The following is a 15,606-nucleotide window of genomic DNA, read 5'->3' on the forward strand; positions in this document are numbered from 1 at the left end:
TTCCTGAAATTTGTTAAGTAGTTTTACTTGACGAATTACTTGAAACGCATTAGTCCAATTTGCTCTGGATATCTTCGATCATTTTGGTATAGGCGATAGGACCGTTGTAGAGCCAGCTTGATTCAGGACCGAATTCCCATAAATGATTGTTTTTGACTGCATCAAGATTTTGCCAGACTTGTTCGCTGAAAAAATCAGCGCCTTTATCACTATTCACTAAAATCAAGTAATCGGCATCCAATTCTGCTAATTTTTCCAGAGAAACGGCAGACCAGTCAGCAGTGGCACTTTCACTGATTTCCGAAACCAGTGAGGGAACTTCAAAACCGAGTTCGTGATACAGCAGCTGACCGCTTGATTTTGTTTCTGAAACCATGAAGACAGAGTTATTGACCACCCATAATACAGCGATCGACTTGCCTTGGATTTGATCAGCATACGTTTCCTTGGTAGCAGCGACTAATTCATCATAATCAGCTTCTACTTGGGCAGCTTGCTCTTCTTTGTGTAACACCTTTGCGATATCTGTCAGACGTTCCCGCCAGGTCACGTCTTCGCCATTTGTGACCACATAGGTCGGCGCGATTTTACTGTACTGATCATATTTGTCGCCTTCCACCATGGAATTGCTATCCATCAGCAGCAGGTCTGGCTCAAAGCTCAAGACATCTTCAAAGGGCAGATCGTAGTTGATCCTTGGAACCTCCGCTAGTTTGTCTTGCAAGTATGCTTGATCACTGTCATTACCGACGGTCCATTGAGCAACCGGTGTTACCCCTAAAGCGACCAAATAATCTTCCAAATAACTACCGATCACCCGTTGTGGGTTTTCGGGAACAGTGACTTCATTTCCCATCGCATCGGTAAAGGTTGTTGCTATTTCTGAAGAAGTAGTGGCTGATCCACTGCTATCCGTTGAGTCATTATTCGTGCTGCAAGCACCCAGTAGGGTAAGGGAGCAGGCAGCTAGCAGGGTAAGCCAAGTACTTCTTTTTGACCATTGTTTCATAGAAACACTTCCTCCTTTGTTACATGTTGAGCACTTATTATTTTAATTGAGAATAGTTCTCATTTGCTGATAGCTATTATCACGAAGAAACGCTCCTTTGTCAATCTTATTTTTTTATTTCCTTTTTTTAGAACTATTGACGAATAGTAGGATTACATTCATAATTGATAAGCATTATCAATCATTTATTTTGGGGACGAATATGGCGAAATTACGAACAGTTGACTTGAGTGTCGGCTATCAAAAACAAAAAATTGTGCAAAATCTAACAATTGAGATGCCAGAAGGGAAAATCATCGGCTTGATTGGTCCGAACGGCAGTGGGAAATCGACGTTTTTAAAGGCACTTGCCCGAATTTTACAGCCATTGTCTGGTGAGGTCCTCTTAGATGCACAAAACCTGCAAAACATCAAAACTAAAGAAGTAGCGAAAAAGATTGCGCTGCTCTCACAAGTTAGCGATTCATCGATTGGCTTGACGATTCGCGAAATTGTTTCTTATGGTCGTTTTCCCTATCAAAAAGGACTAAATAGTTTATCGGAACAAGATCTTGCGGCGATCGACTGGTCCTTGCAGGCAACGGGTTTGACAGCACTAGCAGATGAAACGATCAGCACGCTGTCAGGGGGACAAAAACAGCGCGTTTGGATTGCCATGGCACTTGCGCAAGATACGGATATCGTGATTTTAGATGAACCAACGACCTTTTTAGATCCAGCGCATCAATTAGAAATTTTGCTCTTATTACAGCAAATCAATAAAACCTACGGAAAAACGATCATTATGTCGATTCATGACCTGAATCATGCCTCACGTTTTTCTGATTATATTTATGCATTAAAAGGTGGAGAACTGTTGGTTTCTGGTACACCAGAAACAGTGCTGACCAAAGAGTGGCTGCAGCGTTTGTTTGAGATCGATGCCATGTTAGGTACCTTTCCTAATAGCACAAAGCCATTGGTCTTGACCTATGAGTTAGGAGCCCAAGCATGAAAAAGTTTCCTTGGTTGCTGCTGCTTTTTAGCGGCTGCTTTATTATCTGTTTCTTTTTGGCGATCACCCAAGGCGCTACAGACCTTTCCTTTGAAACGATCTGGGATGCTATCTTTGCTTTTGATTATGAGAATCAGCTGCATCAAATCTTGCGCAATATTCGATTGCCCCGTGTGTTGGCTGCTTTTCTAGTAGGAAGTTGTTTTGCTGTTACGGGAGCTATCATGCAGGGAATTACGAAAAACGCTCTGGCAGATGGCGGTCTTTTAGGTGTCAACAGTGGGGCTGCGATGGGATTAGCGATCGCATTTATCCTATTTCCTAGTGTGCAACCGAGTCAAGCGGCGCTATTTTCCTTTTTTGGTGCCTTTGCGGCAACTGCGCTGCTTTTTTTACTGACTCGCTATGCCAAATTGGGTATGTCACCTACAGGCTTGATTTTGGCTGGTGTGGCATTAAGTTCTTTTTTCTCAGCCATCAGCCAGACCCTGTCACTGCAATTTGATTTAAATCAAGAGCTAGCCTTTTGGTTTATCGGTGGTGCCGCAAATGTGACTTGGCAGCAACTGCGTTTTGTGGGCCCCATCTATCTGATTGCCATCGTTTTTGTGCTACGTCTAGGAAAAGCGTTGAATCTGTTAGCGCTAGGAGATGACACCGTCATTTCATTAGGCAAGCACCCGCATCTGATTCGGGCATCTGCCTTACTGTTAGTCGTAGTTTTGGCGGGAATGGCGGTTTCGCTTGTTGGACCGGTCAGTTTTGTCGGCTTAATGGTTCCTCATGTCGTGCGGGGAATGGTGGGCAAAAACTATCAACTGATTTTGCCTTTGACGATCCTTGTAGGGGGAACACTGGTGATGGCCGCTGATCTGGCTGGCCGCCTGATCAATCCGCCCTTTGAGACACCCTTTGGGATACTGATGGCATTGATTGGTGTGCCTTTTCTATTGATCAAGATACGGAGGGAAGGCTGATGAAAAAAACACTCTCTGTTTTTTTCCTACTGCTGATGGTCGCTTTTCTAGGAAGTGTCATGGTGGGAAAAACAATTTTATCCTTTCAGGCATTAGGGGCAATCTTTCAAGGAACGGCATCTTCGAGTCAAGTACTGACGTTTACTGAGTTTCGACTACCACGGGCTTGTCTATCGCTGATCGCTGGTGGTGCCTTTGGTTTTTCTGGGTTTGTCTTGCAAGGAGTAACGAGAAATGAGTTGGCTGATGCAAGTATCGTAGGAATCAACAATGGGGCAGGGCTCTTTGTGATGATCTACTTAGGTTTTTATACCCAAGGATCTCAGCTTTTGCCTGTCGTTGGGATCATCGGTGGTTTATTAGCTGCTGTACTGGTCTATTTGATTGCCTATAAGCACCGCCAATTGTTATCGATGGAGCGAGTACTGCTGGCGGGAATCGCCGTCAATGCAGGGCTGGCGGCGGTTACCTTACTCTTTACGGTGGAATTATCAAAAGACCGCTATCGCTTTGTAACAGCGTGGCTTTCTGGTTCGATTTGGGGAACTTCTTGGCAGCAAATCACCAGTCTGCTTCCTTGGGTCATCGTATTGTCTGCCGCAGCTTTCTGGACCGTACCAAGGCTTAACTTACTTGGCTTTGGCGAGGAGCAGGCAATTAGCTTAGGGGTTTCTTTGACCCGTTTGCGGACGTGGTTTTTAGTGATCGCGGTTGGTTTAGCTGCCAGTACGGTTGGCTATACTGGTAATTTAGCCTTTGTGGGCTTATTGGCGCCTCATATCGCTAAGGGACTCATCGGCAGAGAATCTCGCAGTGCCTTTTTCTTAGCGGGAATGATCGGCAGTCTGCTAGTCTTAGTCAGTGATACGATCGGTCGTTTGCTATTGACAAGCGGCGAGATCCCAGCTGGTATCATCATTTCTATCGTAGGGGCACCATACTTTGTCTTTTTGCTGATCCGACGTAAAGAAGGATGAGCAACTAGTCATGATCTTGTCAAGAAAACTGCGATTCTAGTTTGCTATTTGGACACAGTTTTTGGTACTATTTCTGAGAGGAGTGATCCAATGGAAAAACCAGTCATTAGAGAGCACATGATCCAAACATTAAAACAAATGCCAATCAAACAAAAGCAGCAGAAAGAAACGCTGATTTTGCAGTTGCTGTTTTCTTCTCAGATTTGGCAAACAGCTGAGTCAGTAGGTGTGATCCGTTCGTTGCCATTTGAATTTGATACAGCGGCTATTTTTGCTAAAGGATTTGAACAAAACAAACGAATCGCAGTGCCGAAAGCACAACAGAAAAAATTGCAGTTTTATCATGTGGAGCCGACAACACGTTATGAAGCGTCGGCATTTGGAGTTGAAGAGCCGATCAGTGAGCAAGAAGCCCATCACTTGGATTTGCTGATTGTTCCCGGTTTGGCGTTTTCTAAAAACGGCTATCGCATCGGCTTTGGCGGTGGCTATTATGATCGTTTCTTGTCAGCTTTCGATGGCAAGACCGTTTCTTTGGTCTTCGGAGAGCAATTCAACGATCAATGGACACCAGATGTATTCGACATCCCAATCGATAAAATCTATACGGATTCTCTTATTCGCACGTAAAGGAGCACGTCAATGAATTCTCAAATGAAAAGATGGCTGAATCAGCCGGTCTTCACGTATCTGTTTTTAGCTATCCAAACAATTGTGTTTATCTTAGGTTATTTTAGTCCCTCTATTCAATCAGGCGGGGTGATGTTTGGTCCGTTTGTCGTTTATTTAAATGAATATTGGCGTTTCGTTACCCCGATCTTTCTACATTTCGGTTTGGCTCATTTTGCGATCAATTCTGTGATTCTGTATTATATGGGGCAGCAAGTAGAAGCCATCTATGGTCATAGCCGTTTTTTTGCCTTGTATTTGCTAAGCGGCATCATGGGCAATACCATGAGTTTTGCCTTCAACCAAATAGGGGTTCAATCAGCAGGCGCTAGTACTTCTTTATTCGGACTTTTCGGGGCATTTTTGATTTTAGGTTGGCATTTTAGAAATGATTACCGCATCCAAGCAATGGTACGGCAATTTGCCCTATTCGTTGGATTGAACCTGGTTTTTGGGGTGTTTGATCAAACGATCGATATGTGGGGACACATTGGGGGGATCCTCGGTGGGTTATTGTTAGGGAATCTTTTGGCATTGCCAAAGAACTATGGAAAATATTCGATCCACACCAGAATCCTCTCTGGCGTACTCTTTGTTTTCTTATTGGCTATTTTTGTGATATATGGTTTTAAAAAATATTAATTACTTGTATAATAAGCAGGAAGTGGTTAAATGGAAACGTTATATGACGTACAACAATTACTGAAACAATTTGGTGTTTACGTATATGTCGGCAAGCGGATCTACGATATAGAACTGATGCAAATCGAGCTGAAAAACTTTTATGACAGTCGCTTGATAGATCGGGATGTATATCTGACTGCCCGGCGAATTCTTACGCGGGAGCATCGAATTGAAGAAAGCCGGGAGGAAAACAAGTGATGGACAAAAAAATCATCGGAATTGATTTAGGCGGAACAACGGTGAAATTCGCTATTTTAACGAGCGAAGGCGAGATTCAGCAAAAATGGAGTATTGACACCAATATTCTTGATGAAGGCTCACATATTGTGCCAGAAATCGTGGCATCGATCAATCATCGCCTAGAATTATATGGCTTACAGCCAGAAGCATTTATCGGTATTGGTATGGGGACACCAGGAAGTGTCGATCGTGACAAAGGAACCGTTATCGGTGCCTACAATCTGAACTGGAAAACACTTCAGCCAGTCAAAGAACTGATTGAAAAAGGCACAAAAATCCCCTTTGCCATCGATAACGATGCCAATGTAGCAGCTTTAGGTGAGCGCTGGAAAGGGGCAGGGGATAACAATCCTGATGTCATCTTTATCACATTAGGTACAGGTGTTGGCGGCGGTATCATCATGGAAGGGCAATTGCTTCATGGGGTTGCTGGTTGTGCTGGAGAAATCGGTCATATCACTGTTGATCCTGAAGGGTTTGAATGTACTTGCGGCAAACGTGGTTGTTTAGAAACGGTTTCTAGTGCGACGGGTGTTGTGCGAGTTGCTCGACAGTTGGCAGAAGAATATGCTGGCGATTCGGCATTGAAACAGCAGCTGGACAATGGGGAAGATGTTTCAAGTAAAGATATTTTTGAAGCGGCTCAAGCAAACGATCCATTTGGCTTGATGGTCGTTGATAAAGTGTGCTTCTACCTTGGGTTGGCATGCGGAAACTTAGGAAACACATTAAATCCATCGAGTATCGTTTTAGGTGGAGGCGTATCAGCAGCCGGTGAATTTTTACGTGAACGGGTTGCTGCCTACTTTGCTCAGTTTACCTTCCCACAGGTAACGGAAAGTACCGAAATCAAATTGGCAGAACTTGGGAATGATGCCGGTGTGATCGGGGCAGCATCATTAGCTTTGCAATTTGCAGCAAAAGCTTAGATGCCAAGCTGCTAGGCAATGATACATTCAAGCAGCATAAATCAAAAAAAGAATGATTGTTACAATAGAGAGGAATAGAAGAAATGACACCAATTATGTGGCTAAACTTGGTTTTGGGATTAATCATCTTAGCAATCGCTTTGAACTGGGCGTATTTTCAAATCATGGGACGCCGTTCAGCAACGATCATCTCAGAAGATGAATTCAAAGCAGGAATGAAGAAAGCCCAAGTGATCGATGTTCGGGAAAAAAATGAGTTTGACAGTGGACATATTTTAGGGGCGCGTAATATTCCTTTTACTGTTTTGACGAATTCCTTCAGCGCATTTCGTAAAGATCAACCGATCTACTTATATGACACGCGTAAATCGTTGAGTATTCGCGCAGCGAATAAATTACGTAAAGAAGGCTTTACCAATGTCTATATCCTAAAAGAAGGATATGAAGGCTGGAGCGGCAAGACGAAAAAGAAAAATAGTTTATAAAATAGAGAACTCAAGGCAAAAGAACACAAGCAAATTTGAATGAGTGACGAAACACCAAACGGAGTGTTTCAAGTATGTCATTGTTCAATTTACATTGTGGGCTTTTGCCTTTATTTGAACTTAGGTCTATTAATAAGGAGAGTGTGCGTTGATCAAGCGAAAAAGAATTTATGAAGCGGCGGAAACGACAGATGGCTATCGGGTATTGGTGGATCGCATCTGGCCTAGAGGGATGAAAAAGGAAACAGCTCAGATCGATCTATGGCTCAAAGCAGTCGCACCAAGTACTGAATTGCGCAAATGGTTTGGGCATGATCCTGAACGTTTTGATGCGTTTAAAGACCGCTATCTACAAGAATTAGAGAAAGCGCCCGCTAAAGATGCCTTGGCACAGTTAAACGCGTTGGTTGCTGAACAAGAGACCGTGACCTTACTATACGGAGCGAAAAATGAAGAACAAAATCAAGCCGTGATTTTGCAGGACTTATTGGAGAAGGAAGAATGATTACCTAAAAGAGCCGCCAGCCTATTGAAGGCTGACGGCTCTTTTGTAGCTAATGATTAACGGGCAACGCTTTTACGCATCGCACGTTTCCGTTTTTCATCATGATCCGCTTGTTGTTCATCAATTGGATCAATCACTTGTTTCTTGACCGTCATAACAACACTTGCAGCTGCAGCAACCGTTGCGACTGTTCCTACTAAAAATCCTGAAAGAAATCGTTTCATCATTAAACACCTCGCCTTTAGTTATAGGTTCATTATGAATGAAAACGGAAAAAATATCAAAAAAAATCACTTTTGGGACTGAAAACGCTTGAAATAATTTAGTAAATATTTTACAATAAGTTTACTAAAAAGAAAGTGGGAGTGAGAGAAATGGAGCAATTGCAACAGATATTTATTGATAAATTTGGAACAGAAGGCACAGGCATGTATTTTGCACCAGGGAGAATCAACTTGATCGGTGAACACACGGATTACAATGGCGGTTATGTTTTCCCGGCGGCGATCACATTAGGGACGTATGCAGTAGCACGAAAACGTGAAGACCAGTTGATCCAACTCTATTCAGAGAACTTTCCAGAAAAAGGCGTGATCTCCTTTTCGTTAGATGAGCTGGATTACCGAAAAGAAGATGATTGGACAAACTATCCGAAAGGAGTCGTTCGTTTCCTAAAAGAAGCGGGGCAAGTGATCGATCGAGGCTTTGACATCGCTTTTTATGGCAACATTCCGAATGGCGCAGGTCTTTCTTCTTCGGCATCGATTGAATTGCTGACGGGGGTTTGTCTAAAAGATCTCTTTGATTTAACCCTGACGACCTTGGACTTAGTTAAAATCGGCAAGAAAGTCGAAAATGAGTTTATTGGCGTTAACTCAGGGATCATGGATCAATTTGCGATCGGAATGGGTCAAAAAGACCATGCATTGCTTTTAGATACGAACACGTTAAATTATGAAGTCGTACCAGCGGCATTTGGCGATTATGTCGTAGCGATCATGAATACCAATAAGCGACGCGAATTGGCTGATTCTAAATACAATGAACGACGTGCAGAATGTGAAGAAGCATTGGCTCGTTTGCAAAAATCATTAGCCATTGATTCATTGGGCGCATTAGACGAAGCAACCTTTTTTGCAAATACAGCATTGATCGATGATCCACGCTTGATCAAACGGGCGAAACATGCGGTGACGGAAAACCAACGGACATTGAAAGCAAAAGCTGCTTTGACTGCTGGTGATCTTGAAGAATTCGGCCAGTTATTAAATGCCTCCCATGCTTCATTGCGAGATGATTATGAAGTGACAGGGCATGAACTAGATACACTAGTCGCAGCCGCTCAAGCGCACCCTGCTGTTCTAGGTGCGCGGATGACGGGTGCGGGCTTTGGCGGGTGCGGGATCGCATTGGTCAAAGCAAGTGAATGGGCTGATTTCGAAGCGTCAGTCAAAGCAGCCTATTTAGCAGAAATCGGCTACGCAACCGACATTTATCAAGCAAGTATTGATGATGGTGCACGAAAACTGTAGAATAAGAAACGATGAAGGAATGAAGAAAGAAGGCTGAAAATATGACGATTTTAGTATTAGGAGGAGCCGGCTATATCGGTTCTCATGCAGTCGATCAATTGATCGAACAAGGAAAACAAGTCGTTGTCGTTGACAATTTGCTGACAGGACATCGCCAAGCGATCCATCCAGCAGCAACCTTTTATGAAGGAGATATTCGCGACAAAGCATTTTTACAATCGGTATTTGAAAAAGAAACGATCGATGGCGTGATTCACTTTGCTGCCAGTTCTTTGGTGGGAGAATCTGTGGAAAAACCATTGAAGTATTTCAACAATAATGTGTATGGGATGCAGGTCCTCTTAGAAGTGATGAAGGAACATCAAGTGAAACATATCGTCTTTTCCTCTACAGCAGCAACTTATGGGGAACCTGACCATAGTCCAATCACGGAAGAAACCCCAACAAATCCTAAAAATCCATATGGCGAAAGCAAGTTGATCATGGAAAAAATGATGCGTTGGTGCGATGAAGCTTATGGAATGAAGTATGTCGCATTGCGTTATTTCAATGTGGCTGGCGCGAAGTCGGATGCTTCGATTGGTGAAGACCATGATCCAGAAACACACTTAGTACCGATCATCTTGCAAGCTGCTTTAGGACAACGTAAAGAGGTAGCGATTTTTGGGGAGGATTACGATACTCCAGATGGTACTTGTGTTCGCGATTATGTCCATGTCGAAGATCTGATCGCTGCTCACCTGTTGGCATTAGAATATTTACAAAAAGGCAATGAGAGCAATGTCTTCAATTTAGGCAGCAATCATGGGTACTCTGTGAAAGAAATGGTGGAAGCTGCTCGCAATGTAACGAAAAAAGAGATCCCAGCCAGAGTGGCGCCTCGCCGTGCCGGTGATCCAAGTACCTTAGTGGCATCGAGTGAAAAAGCACGAAAGGTTTTAGGCTGGAAACCAGTCTATACCGACGTCGAAGCAATCATCGAGACTGCTTGGAATTGGCATGTCAGCCATCCAAATGGGTATCAAGGGCAGGAGGAATAACCAATGACGATCAGCCAAACAATCAGCGATTTCGTCACTTTAGCAATCAAGGCTGGCGGCTGGATGGAAATGGATCGTATTTATTTGCAAAACCGAGTACTAGCCATGATCGGGGAAGCTGTTTTTGAGCCCAGCGAAATTCGTTCTGTCGATCGGTCCTCCATTGATTTGATGGACGAGCTGGTGGCATGCGCTTTAAGCAATCAGCAAATTGGCGATTCTCACGCAGAAAGAGAAATCTTTGAAGCCCAGTTGATGGACTTTTTGACGCCACCGCCTTCAGTAGTCAATGCTTTTTTTGCGCAGCATTATGCCAATGATCCTAAAGAAGCGACGGATTATTTCTTTGAGCTGTGCCGTCAAAATGATTACATCAAGACTCGGGCCATCGCAAAGAATATCGTGTTCCCAGTTGATACCGAATATGGGGAGATCGAGATCACGATCAATTTATCAAAACCTGAAAAAGATCCCAAGCAAATAGCGAAAGAAGGAGCTGCTGCTTCTGTAGATTATCCGAAATGTATGTTGTGTTTGGAAAATGAAGGCTACCAAGGACGAGTCAATTATCCAGCGCGGACCAACCATCGGATCATCCGTATGAATTTGGATAATGAAGCATGGGGCTTTCAATATTCGCCCTATGCCTACTACAAAGAGCATTCGATTTTTCTCTCTTTAGACCATCGTCCTATGAAAATCAATTTGCAAACCTTCGCTCGCTTGTTGCAGATCATTGAAGTGATGCCGCATTATTTTGTCGGGTCCAATGCCGATCTGCCGATCGTTGGAGGTTCGATCTTGTCTCATGACCATTATCAAGGAGGACGGCACACGTTTGCCATGGCAAAAGCGCCGATCGAGCAACGCTTTTCTTTAACTGGTTTTCCTGATGTCGCTGCGGGGATCGTGAAGTGGCCAATGTCGGTGATACGACTACAAGCGAAAAACAAACAAAAATTAGCCGCTGCTTGCCAATATGTGTTAGCCCAATGGCAACAGTACTCAGATCCAAGTGTTTCGATCAATGCCTTTTCAGAAGATGGAACGCCTCATCATACGGTGACACCGATCGCACGTAAGCAAGGAGAGCTGTTTGAAATGGACTTAGTCTTGCGGGATAATAATGTTTCCAAAGAACATCCTGACGGCATTTTTCATCCGCATCAAGAAGTGCAGCATATCAAAAAAGAAAATATCGGATTGATTGAAGTCATGGGCTTGGCAGTTCTCCCGCCGCGTTTAGCTCCGGAACTTGAAGAAGTGACTGCTTATCTATTGGATCAGCCCAATCAGATCGCGGCATACCATATTCCTTGGGCAGATGCGATCAAAGCCCGGCACCCAGAATGCAATGCCGATAACGTGTCGCAGATTTTACGTAATGCATTAGGGGAAGTCTTTACACAAGTATTGACGCATGCAGGCGTCTTCAAGCGAGACCAGACAGGGCAAGCGGCCTTTGCTCGCTTTATAGCTACTTTATAAAAAAGTTCCCCGCAAAAAAAGGAGGCTGGAAGATGGCAACGATCAAAGATATTGCACAACAGGCTGGCGTCTCGCCAGCCACTGTATCACGGGTGCTGAATTACGATTCAGAATTATCGGTCAGTTCTGAAACCAAAGAGAAAATTTTTAAAGCCGCAGAAGCACTCAATTACACAAAACATAAAAAAAAGAGTCAGCCAGAAACCAGTAGTATGCGCTTGATCCAATGGTTTGATACCGAGGAAGAATTAGCGGATCTTTACTATTTAGCGATCCGTATCGGGATTGAAAACAAAACCGAAGAATTAGGGATTCGTTTGCTGAAAGAACCCTACGAAGGATTGACTGATACCGCAGTCGATGGAACGATTGCACTAGGAAAATTCGATGATCACCAGATTCGACAATTGAAAAAAAGCCAAGCCAATTTGTTGATGGTCGATTTTGACGCATTGGCTCAAGGCGTCAATTCCCTGGTGGTGGACTTTCAACAAGCGGTGGATTTAGTGATCGATGACTTTATTGCAAAAGGCCACCAAAGGATCGGCTTGTTATCAGGCGTTGAGTTTACCAAGGATCATCACCAAGAAATCGAAGACCCTCGGCGCCGAATTTTTGAGGAACGGCTCCGTCGGTTGAAGCTGCACCACCCACAATATCATCTCAGCGCACCGTTTACAGTAGAGGGCGGTTATGAGGCGATGAAAGAGTATTTGCAGCAAAACAAAGAGTTGCCAAGTGCTTTATTTGCTTCCAGTGATGCCTTAGCGATTGGCGCTATGCGTGCTTTGCAAGAAAAAAACATCAAGATTCCTGAGGAGATCGCAATTATCGGCTTCAACGATGTCAGTGTTGCAAAGTACGTCTTTCCGACGCTGTCAACCATCAAAGTTCATACGGAATGGCTGGGGGAGCTGGCAGTGACGACCTTGCTGGATATCATTACGAATGCAGCACCCGTTCCTCGCAAAGTTACGATCGCAACGGAACTGATCACGCGCCAATCCTCCTAGCAACCAGTTGAATCACCGAAGGATGTCGTTACACACGTCAACTGAGTTTTAATGGAATAACAAAAAATGACTATCGTCTTACCCGAACCTTTAAACAGCCTCGTCGGTTTGCAGCTGCAGCCGTGCTTGCTTTTTTCAAAGGTTCGGGTATTGTTGTCCTATTGTTTTTTTCTAAACGCAGGCATCTTTTTGGAGACTTGGTTGGGCATTTGATTAGAATATGGTAGAATATGAGAGAGTTTTTTGAATGGGGAGAAGATAGATGAAAACATTAGCGATTGATACCTCAAACCAGACACTGGCGGTTGCGGTGGTCGATGGTCAAGAAGTGTTGGGGCAAAGCCAGACGATGGCGATCAAAAACCACAGCACAGCATTGATGCCTGCCGTTGATGGATTGATGCAAGCGGTGGGGATGGCACCTAAAGAGCTGGAGCAAATCGTTGTTGCGAAAGGTCCTGGTTCGTATACAGGTTTGCGAATCGGCGTCACAACAGCAAAAACGCTGGCGCAAACATTGAACATCCCGCTGATTGGTGTTTCTAGTTTGAAAGCAGTCGCTGCCAATTGTGTGGGCGTATCGCAAGTGATCGTGCCGTTGTTTGACGCTCGCCGTCAAAATGTCTACGCAGGTGCCTACCAATGGCATAATGGGACCTTAGAAACAAGGATCAAAGACCAGCATATCTCACTGTCTGAATTATTGACCCAGTTAAAAGCAGTCGATGGTCAAGAAGTGCTATTTGTCGGCGCCGATACCATCAAATTTAAAGACATGATCGAGGCGGAACTGCCGACAGCCCATATCAATCAAGTATCGTTATGGAATTACCCGAATGGCGTTGTTTTAGCTGCTATTGCGAAAGAAGAAGCGCCGGTCGCTTCGATCCATGATTTTGTACCAGACTATTTAAAATTAGTTGAAGCCGAAGAAAAATGGTTAGCCTCGCATGAACCGGGAGTGGATGCCTATGTTGAAAAAATTTAAAACGATGACGGGAAAGCTGGCTCTTTTCCGTCAGATTCAATACCCAGAGCGTAAAAAAGAGATACGAGGGGAAACATACGTTGTTCGTGAATTAGTCGGTGATGACATTAAAGAGCTGCTGCAGGTGGAGCGTCTCGTGTATGCGGGGGAACTGCCTTGGACCAAAAGCGCCTTTTTGTCAGAGCTTTATTCACGGGTCAAACATCTTTATTTGGGCATCTTGCATAATGAGCGAATGATTGGGTTTATCGGGGTGCGGATTTTAGGCGCTGATGCCCATATCACCAATATCGCGATCATTCCTGATTATCAAGGAAAAGGGATCGGTTCTTTCTTGCTAGGAGAAATCGAACGTTATGCGAGGAAAAACAAATGCGACCGTTTGACATTAGAAGTGCGTCTGGGCAATCGTGATGCGCAACGTTTGTATCGGACCCTCGGGTTTGTTTCACAGGCGATCAAAACGGCGTACTACACCGAAGGCAATGAAGACGCATTGGATATGGTGAAATTTTTAAATGACTAACGAACAAGCAGATCAAACGATCCCGACACCGCAAATGCTCTGGTCATTGGCAGATCAGAGCTATCCCTTTGGCTCGCCTTGGAATGTGCAGCAATTTCAACAAGATTTGCAAAACAGCAACAGTCGCTATTTGTTCCGTTATGGAAAAACCAATCAAGAGCTGATTGGGTTTCTCTGTTTTCAGCAAGTGCTGGATGAAGCAGAGCTGTTTAATGTAGCGGTTTTACCAGCGTATCAAGGTCGCGGTTTGGCGAAAGAATTGTTGAAGCAAATGGAATCGCTCGTGGAACAAACCGATGGTCGGCGCATCTATCTTGAAGTGCGTGTGTCGAATTTGCAAGCACAAGCTCTTTATTTACGTATGGGCTATACAGTCATCGGTCGTAGAAAAAAATATTACAGTCATCCAGAAGAGGATGCGTTGATTATGGAAAAGAAAGTAGGCGGACAAAAATCAAATGAATGAATTGATTTTAGCCATTGAAAGCAGTTGTGATGAAACCAGTGTGGCAGTGATTAAAAACGGCGACACCATTTTAAGTAACATTGTTGCTTCGCAGATCAAGAGCCACCAGCGCTTCGGCGGTGTCGTACCAGAAGTCGCTAGTCGTCACCATGTCGAACAGATTACTTTATGTATCGAAGAAGCATTGACACAGGCCGACACCCAACCTGAAGAGTTGTCAGCTGTTGCTGTTACCTATGGTCCAGGGTTGGTTGGGGCACTGTTGATTGGGCTTTCTGCAGCAAAAGCCTTTGCGTGGGCCCACAGCTTACCGCTGATTCCGGTCAATCACATGGCAGGACATATTTATGCAGCTCGCCTAGTGAAGCCATTGGTTTTTCCTTTAATGGCGTTATTGGTCAGTGGTGGCCACACCGAATTGGTGTATATGGCAGAAGATGGCTCTTTTGAGATCATCGGTGAAACGAGAGATGATGCCGCTGGTGAAGCCTATGACAAAGTCGGTCGTGTTCTAGGTTTGCCTTATCCTAGTGGGAAAGAAATTGATCGCCTTGCGCATCTAGGCAGTGATACGTATCACTTTCCTCGAGCAATGATACAAGAAGATAATTTTGATTTTAGTTTCAGCGGCTTAAAGAGTTCCTTTATCAATTTTGTGCATAATGCACAGCAAAGAGAGGAAGCTTTGTCAGTAGAAAATCTAGCAGCTAGTTTCCAAGCCAGCGTTGTCGAAGTATTGGTTCACAAAACGTTGCGGGCGTGCCAAGCTTATCCTGTAAACCAGCTGATCGTTGCTGGGGGAGTCGCGGCGAATCAAGGCTTGCGTGACGCTTTACAAAAAGCGATGCAGGAATTGCCGGAAGTGGAATTGTTGATTCCACCGTTGCGTCTTTGCGGAGATAATGCGGCCATGATTGGAGCTTATGCCCATGTTGCGTTGAAAAAGCAACGCTTAGCAGATCTTTCATTGAATGCTGATCCGAGTGTCAGCTTTGCCCATACGATTTCTTAAGATGATTGCACCTAAGATCCGTTCTTAGGTGTTTTTTTTTGGTTTCTTTATGAGCAAACAGAAGATTCCGTT

General features: G+C 44.2%; 19 protein-coding genes. 17 read left to right on the top strand and 2 right to left on the bottom strand.

Features of this window, described 5'->3' with window-relative positions; all coding sequences use genetic code 11:
* Window positions 1–49 precede the first annotated feature (49 nt).
* Window positions 50–1,009: an ABC transporter substrate-binding protein gene (locus IGJ05_RS00420; protein WP_081116276.1), complete on the bottom strand. Its 960-nt coding sequence runs from the start codon at window positions 1,007–1,009 to the stop codon at window positions 50–52.
* Window positions 1,010–1,211: 202 nt separating this feature from the next.
* On the opposite strand from IGJ05_RS00420, the gene IGJ05_RS00425 reads away from it, so the two are divergent.
* The 9 genes from IGJ05_RS00425 (at window position 1,212) to IGJ05_RS00465 (ending at window position 7,469) form a co-directional block, all read left to right on the top strand.
* A complete protein-coding gene (locus tag IGJ05_RS00425; RefSeq protein ID WP_015510060.1) occupies window positions 1,212–2,003 on the top strand; it encodes an ABC transporter ATP-binding protein in 792 nt (263 codons plus the stop codon).
* Window positions 2,000–2,980: a FecCD family ABC transporter permease gene (locus IGJ05_RS00430; protein WP_081116275.1), complete on the top strand. Its 981-nt coding sequence runs from the start codon at window positions 2,000–2,002 to the stop codon at window positions 2,978–2,980. The genes IGJ05_RS00425 and IGJ05_RS00430 overlap by 4 nt, the downstream gene beginning before the upstream one ends.
* Entirely contained in the window at window positions 2,980–3,957 is a 978-nt protein-coding gene (locus IGJ05_RS00435; protein ID WP_081116274.1) for a FecCD family ABC transporter permease, read from the top strand. The genes IGJ05_RS00430 and IGJ05_RS00435 overlap by 1 nt, the downstream gene beginning before the upstream one ends.
* Window positions 3,958–4,047: 90 nt before the next feature.
* Window positions 4,048–4,587 (top strand): 5-formyltetrahydrofolate cyclo-ligase, encoded by a 540-nt coding sequence (locus IGJ05_RS00440; protein ID WP_010749307.1) that lies wholly within the window; start codon window positions 4,048–4,050, stop codon window positions 4,585–4,587.
* Between the two features lie 12 nt (window positions 4,588–4,599).
* Window positions 4,600–5,268, top strand: coding sequence for a rhomboid family intramembrane serine protease (locus IGJ05_RS00445; protein WP_005229393.1), 669 nt, complete (start codon window positions 4,600–4,602; stop codon window positions 5,266–5,268).
* 30 nt (window positions 5,269–5,298) lie between these two features.
* Window positions 5,299–5,508: a YqgQ family protein gene (locus tag IGJ05_RS00450; protein WP_005229394.1), complete on the top strand. Its 210-nt coding sequence runs from the start codon at window positions 5,299–5,301 to the stop codon at window positions 5,506–5,508.
* Entirely contained in the window at window positions 5,508–6,479 is a 972-nt protein-coding gene (locus tag IGJ05_RS00455) for an ROK family glucokinase (RefSeq protein ID WP_005229395.1), read from the top strand. The genes IGJ05_RS00450 and IGJ05_RS00455 overlap by 1 nt, the downstream gene beginning before the upstream one ends.
* 83 nt (window positions 6,480–6,562) lie before the next feature.
* Entirely contained in the window at window positions 6,563–6,964 is a 402-nt protein-coding gene (locus IGJ05_RS00460; protein ID WP_005229396.1) for a rhodanese-like domain-containing protein, read from the top strand.
* 148 nt (window positions 6,965–7,112) lie between these two features.
* Window positions 7,113–7,469 carry a DUF488 domain-containing protein gene (locus IGJ05_RS00465; RefSeq protein ID WP_010749308.1) on the top strand — a complete coding sequence of 119 codons (357 nt, stop codon included), beginning with the start codon at window positions 7,113–7,115 and terminating at the stop codon, window positions 7,467–7,469.
* Between the two features lie 56 nt (window positions 7,470–7,525).
* On the opposite strand, the gene IGJ05_RS00470 is transcribed toward IGJ05_RS00465, so the two are convergent.
* On the bottom strand, window positions 7,526–7,693 hold the full coding sequence (locus IGJ05_RS00470; RefSeq protein ID WP_017144401.1) for a DUF3042 family protein: 168 nt from the start codon (window positions 7,691–7,693) through the stop codon (window positions 7,526–7,528).
* Window positions 7,694–7,843: 150 nt separating this feature from the next.
* Between IGJ05_RS00470 and IGJ05_RS00475 the strand changes: the two genes are divergently transcribed.
* From IGJ05_RS00475 to tsaD, 8 genes are all read left to right on the top strand, one after another.
* The gene (locus IGJ05_RS00475; RefSeq protein WP_010749309.1) at window positions 7,844–9,001 is read left to right on the top strand and encodes a galactokinase; all 1,158 of its coding nucleotides are present in this window, start codon (window positions 7,844–7,846) and stop codon (window positions 8,999–9,001) included.
* 41 nt (window positions 9,002–9,042) lie between these two features.
* Entirely contained in the window at window positions 9,043–10,041 is a 999-nt protein-coding gene (gene galE, locus IGJ05_RS00480) for a UDP-glucose 4-epimerase GalE (RefSeq protein WP_438724975.1), read from the top strand.
* Between the two features lie 3 nt (window positions 10,042–10,044).
* Window positions 10,045–11,529 (top strand): UDP-glucose--hexose-1-phosphate uridylyltransferase, encoded by a 1,485-nt coding sequence (gene galT, locus IGJ05_RS00485; protein ID WP_081116273.1) that lies wholly within the window; start codon window positions 10,045–10,047, stop codon window positions 11,527–11,529.
* Between the two features lie 32 nt (window positions 11,530–11,561).
* A complete protein-coding gene (locus IGJ05_RS00490; protein ID WP_005229404.1) occupies window positions 11,562–12,542 on the top strand; it encodes a LacI family DNA-binding transcriptional regulator in 981 nt (326 codons plus the stop codon).
* A 262-nt stretch (window positions 12,543–12,804) separates the two neighbouring features.
* Window positions 12,805–13,530 (top strand): tRNA (adenosine(37)-N6)-threonylcarbamoyltransferase complex dimerization subunit type 1 TsaB, encoded by a 726-nt coding sequence (tsaB, locus tag IGJ05_RS00495; RefSeq protein ID WP_081116272.1) that lies wholly within the window; start codon window positions 12,805–12,807, stop codon window positions 13,528–13,530.
* Window positions 13,514–14,056: a ribosomal protein S18-alanine N-acetyltransferase gene (gene rimI, locus IGJ05_RS00500; protein WP_005237007.1), complete on the top strand. Its 543-nt coding sequence runs from the start codon at window positions 13,514–13,516 to the stop codon at window positions 14,054–14,056. The genes tsaB and rimI (IGJ05_RS00500) overlap by 17 nt, the downstream gene beginning before the upstream one ends.
* On the top strand, window positions 14,049–14,522 hold the full coding sequence (gene rimI, locus IGJ05_RS00505) for a ribosomal protein S18-alanine N-acetyltransferase (RefSeq protein WP_005229417.1): 474 nt from the start codon (window positions 14,049–14,051) through the stop codon (window positions 14,520–14,522). The genes rimI (IGJ05_RS00500) and rimI (IGJ05_RS00505) overlap by 8 nt, the downstream gene beginning before the upstream one ends.
* Window positions 14,515–15,534, top strand: coding sequence for a tRNA (adenosine(37)-N6)-threonylcarbamoyltransferase complex transferase subunit TsaD (gene tsaD / locus IGJ05_RS00510; protein ID WP_015510054.1), 1,020 nt, complete (start codon window positions 14,515–14,517; stop codon window positions 15,532–15,534). Before rimI (IGJ05_RS00505) ends, tsaD begins: the two co-directional genes overlap by 8 nt.
* Window positions 15,535–15,606: the final 72 nt, after the last annotated feature.

The sequence above is a fragment of the Enterococcus sp. AZ167 genome (assembly GCF_051714025.1).
Lineage (GTDB): Bacteria > Bacillota > Bacilli > Lactobacillales > Enterococcaceae > Enterococcus_D > Enterococcus_D casseliflavus.

Bases quoted from the DNA above. Each gene is read 5' to 3' on its own strand.
- IGJ05_RS00420 (WP_081116276.1), bottom strand. From the start codon at position 1,009: ATGAAACAATGGTCAAAAAGAAGTACTTGGCTTACCCTGCTAGCTGCC.
- IGJ05_RS00425 (WP_015510060.1), top strand. From the start codon at position 1,212: ATGGCGAAATTACGAACAGTTGACTTGAGTGTCGGCTATCAAAAACAA.
- IGJ05_RS00430 (WP_081116275.1), top strand. From the start codon at position 2,000: ATGAAAAAGTTTCCTTGGTTGCTGCTGCTTTTTAGCGGCTGCTTTATT.
- IGJ05_RS00435 (WP_081116274.1), top strand. From the start codon at position 2,980: ATGAAAAAAACACTCTCTGTTTTTTTCCTACTGCTGATGGTCGCTTTT.
- IGJ05_RS00440 (WP_010749307.1), top strand. From the start codon at position 4,048: ATGGAAAAACCAGTCATTAGAGAGCACATGATCCAAACATTAAAACAA.
- IGJ05_RS00445 (WP_005229393.1), top strand. From the start codon at position 4,600: ATGAATTCTCAAATGAAAAGATGGCTGAATCAGCCGGTCTTCACGTAT.
- IGJ05_RS00450 (WP_005229394.1), top strand. From the start codon at position 5,299: ATGGAAACGTTATATGACGTACAACAATTACTGAAACAATTTGGTGTT.
- IGJ05_RS00455 (WP_005229395.1), top strand. From the start codon at position 5,508: ATGGACAAAAAAATCATCGGAATTGATTTAGGCGGAACAACGGTGAAA.
- IGJ05_RS00460 (WP_005229396.1), top strand. From the start codon at position 6,563: ATGACACCAATTATGTGGCTAAACTTGGTTTTGGGATTAATCATCTTA.
- IGJ05_RS00470 (WP_017144401.1), bottom strand. From the start codon at position 7,693: ATGAAACGATTTCTTTCAGGATTTTTAGTAGGAACAGTCGCAACGGTT.
- IGJ05_RS00475 (WP_010749309.1), top strand. From the start codon at position 7,844: ATGGAGCAATTGCAACAGATATTTATTGATAAATTTGGAACAGAAGGC.
- galE (WP_438724975.1), top strand. From the start codon at position 9,043: ATGACGATTTTAGTATTAGGAGGAGCCGGCTATATCGGTTCTCATGCA.
- galT (WP_081116273.1), top strand. From the start codon at position 10,045: ATGACGATCAGCCAAACAATCAGCGATTTCGTCACTTTAGCAATCAAG.
- IGJ05_RS00490 (WP_005229404.1), top strand. From the start codon at position 11,562: ATGGCAACGATCAAAGATATTGCACAACAGGCTGGCGTCTCGCCAGCC.
- tsaB (WP_081116272.1), top strand. From the start codon at position 12,805: ATGAAAACATTAGCGATTGATACCTCAAACCAGACACTGGCGGTTGCG.
- rimI (WP_005237007.1), top strand. From the start codon at position 13,514: ATGTTGAAAAAATTTAAAACGATGACGGGAAAGCTGGCTCTTTTCCGT.
- rimI (WP_005229417.1), top strand. From the start codon at position 14,049: ATGACTAACGAACAAGCAGATCAAACGATCCCGACACCGCAAATGCTC.
- tsaD (WP_015510054.1), top strand. From the start codon at position 14,515: ATGAATGAATTGATTTTAGCCATTGAAAGCAGTTGTGATGAAACCAGT.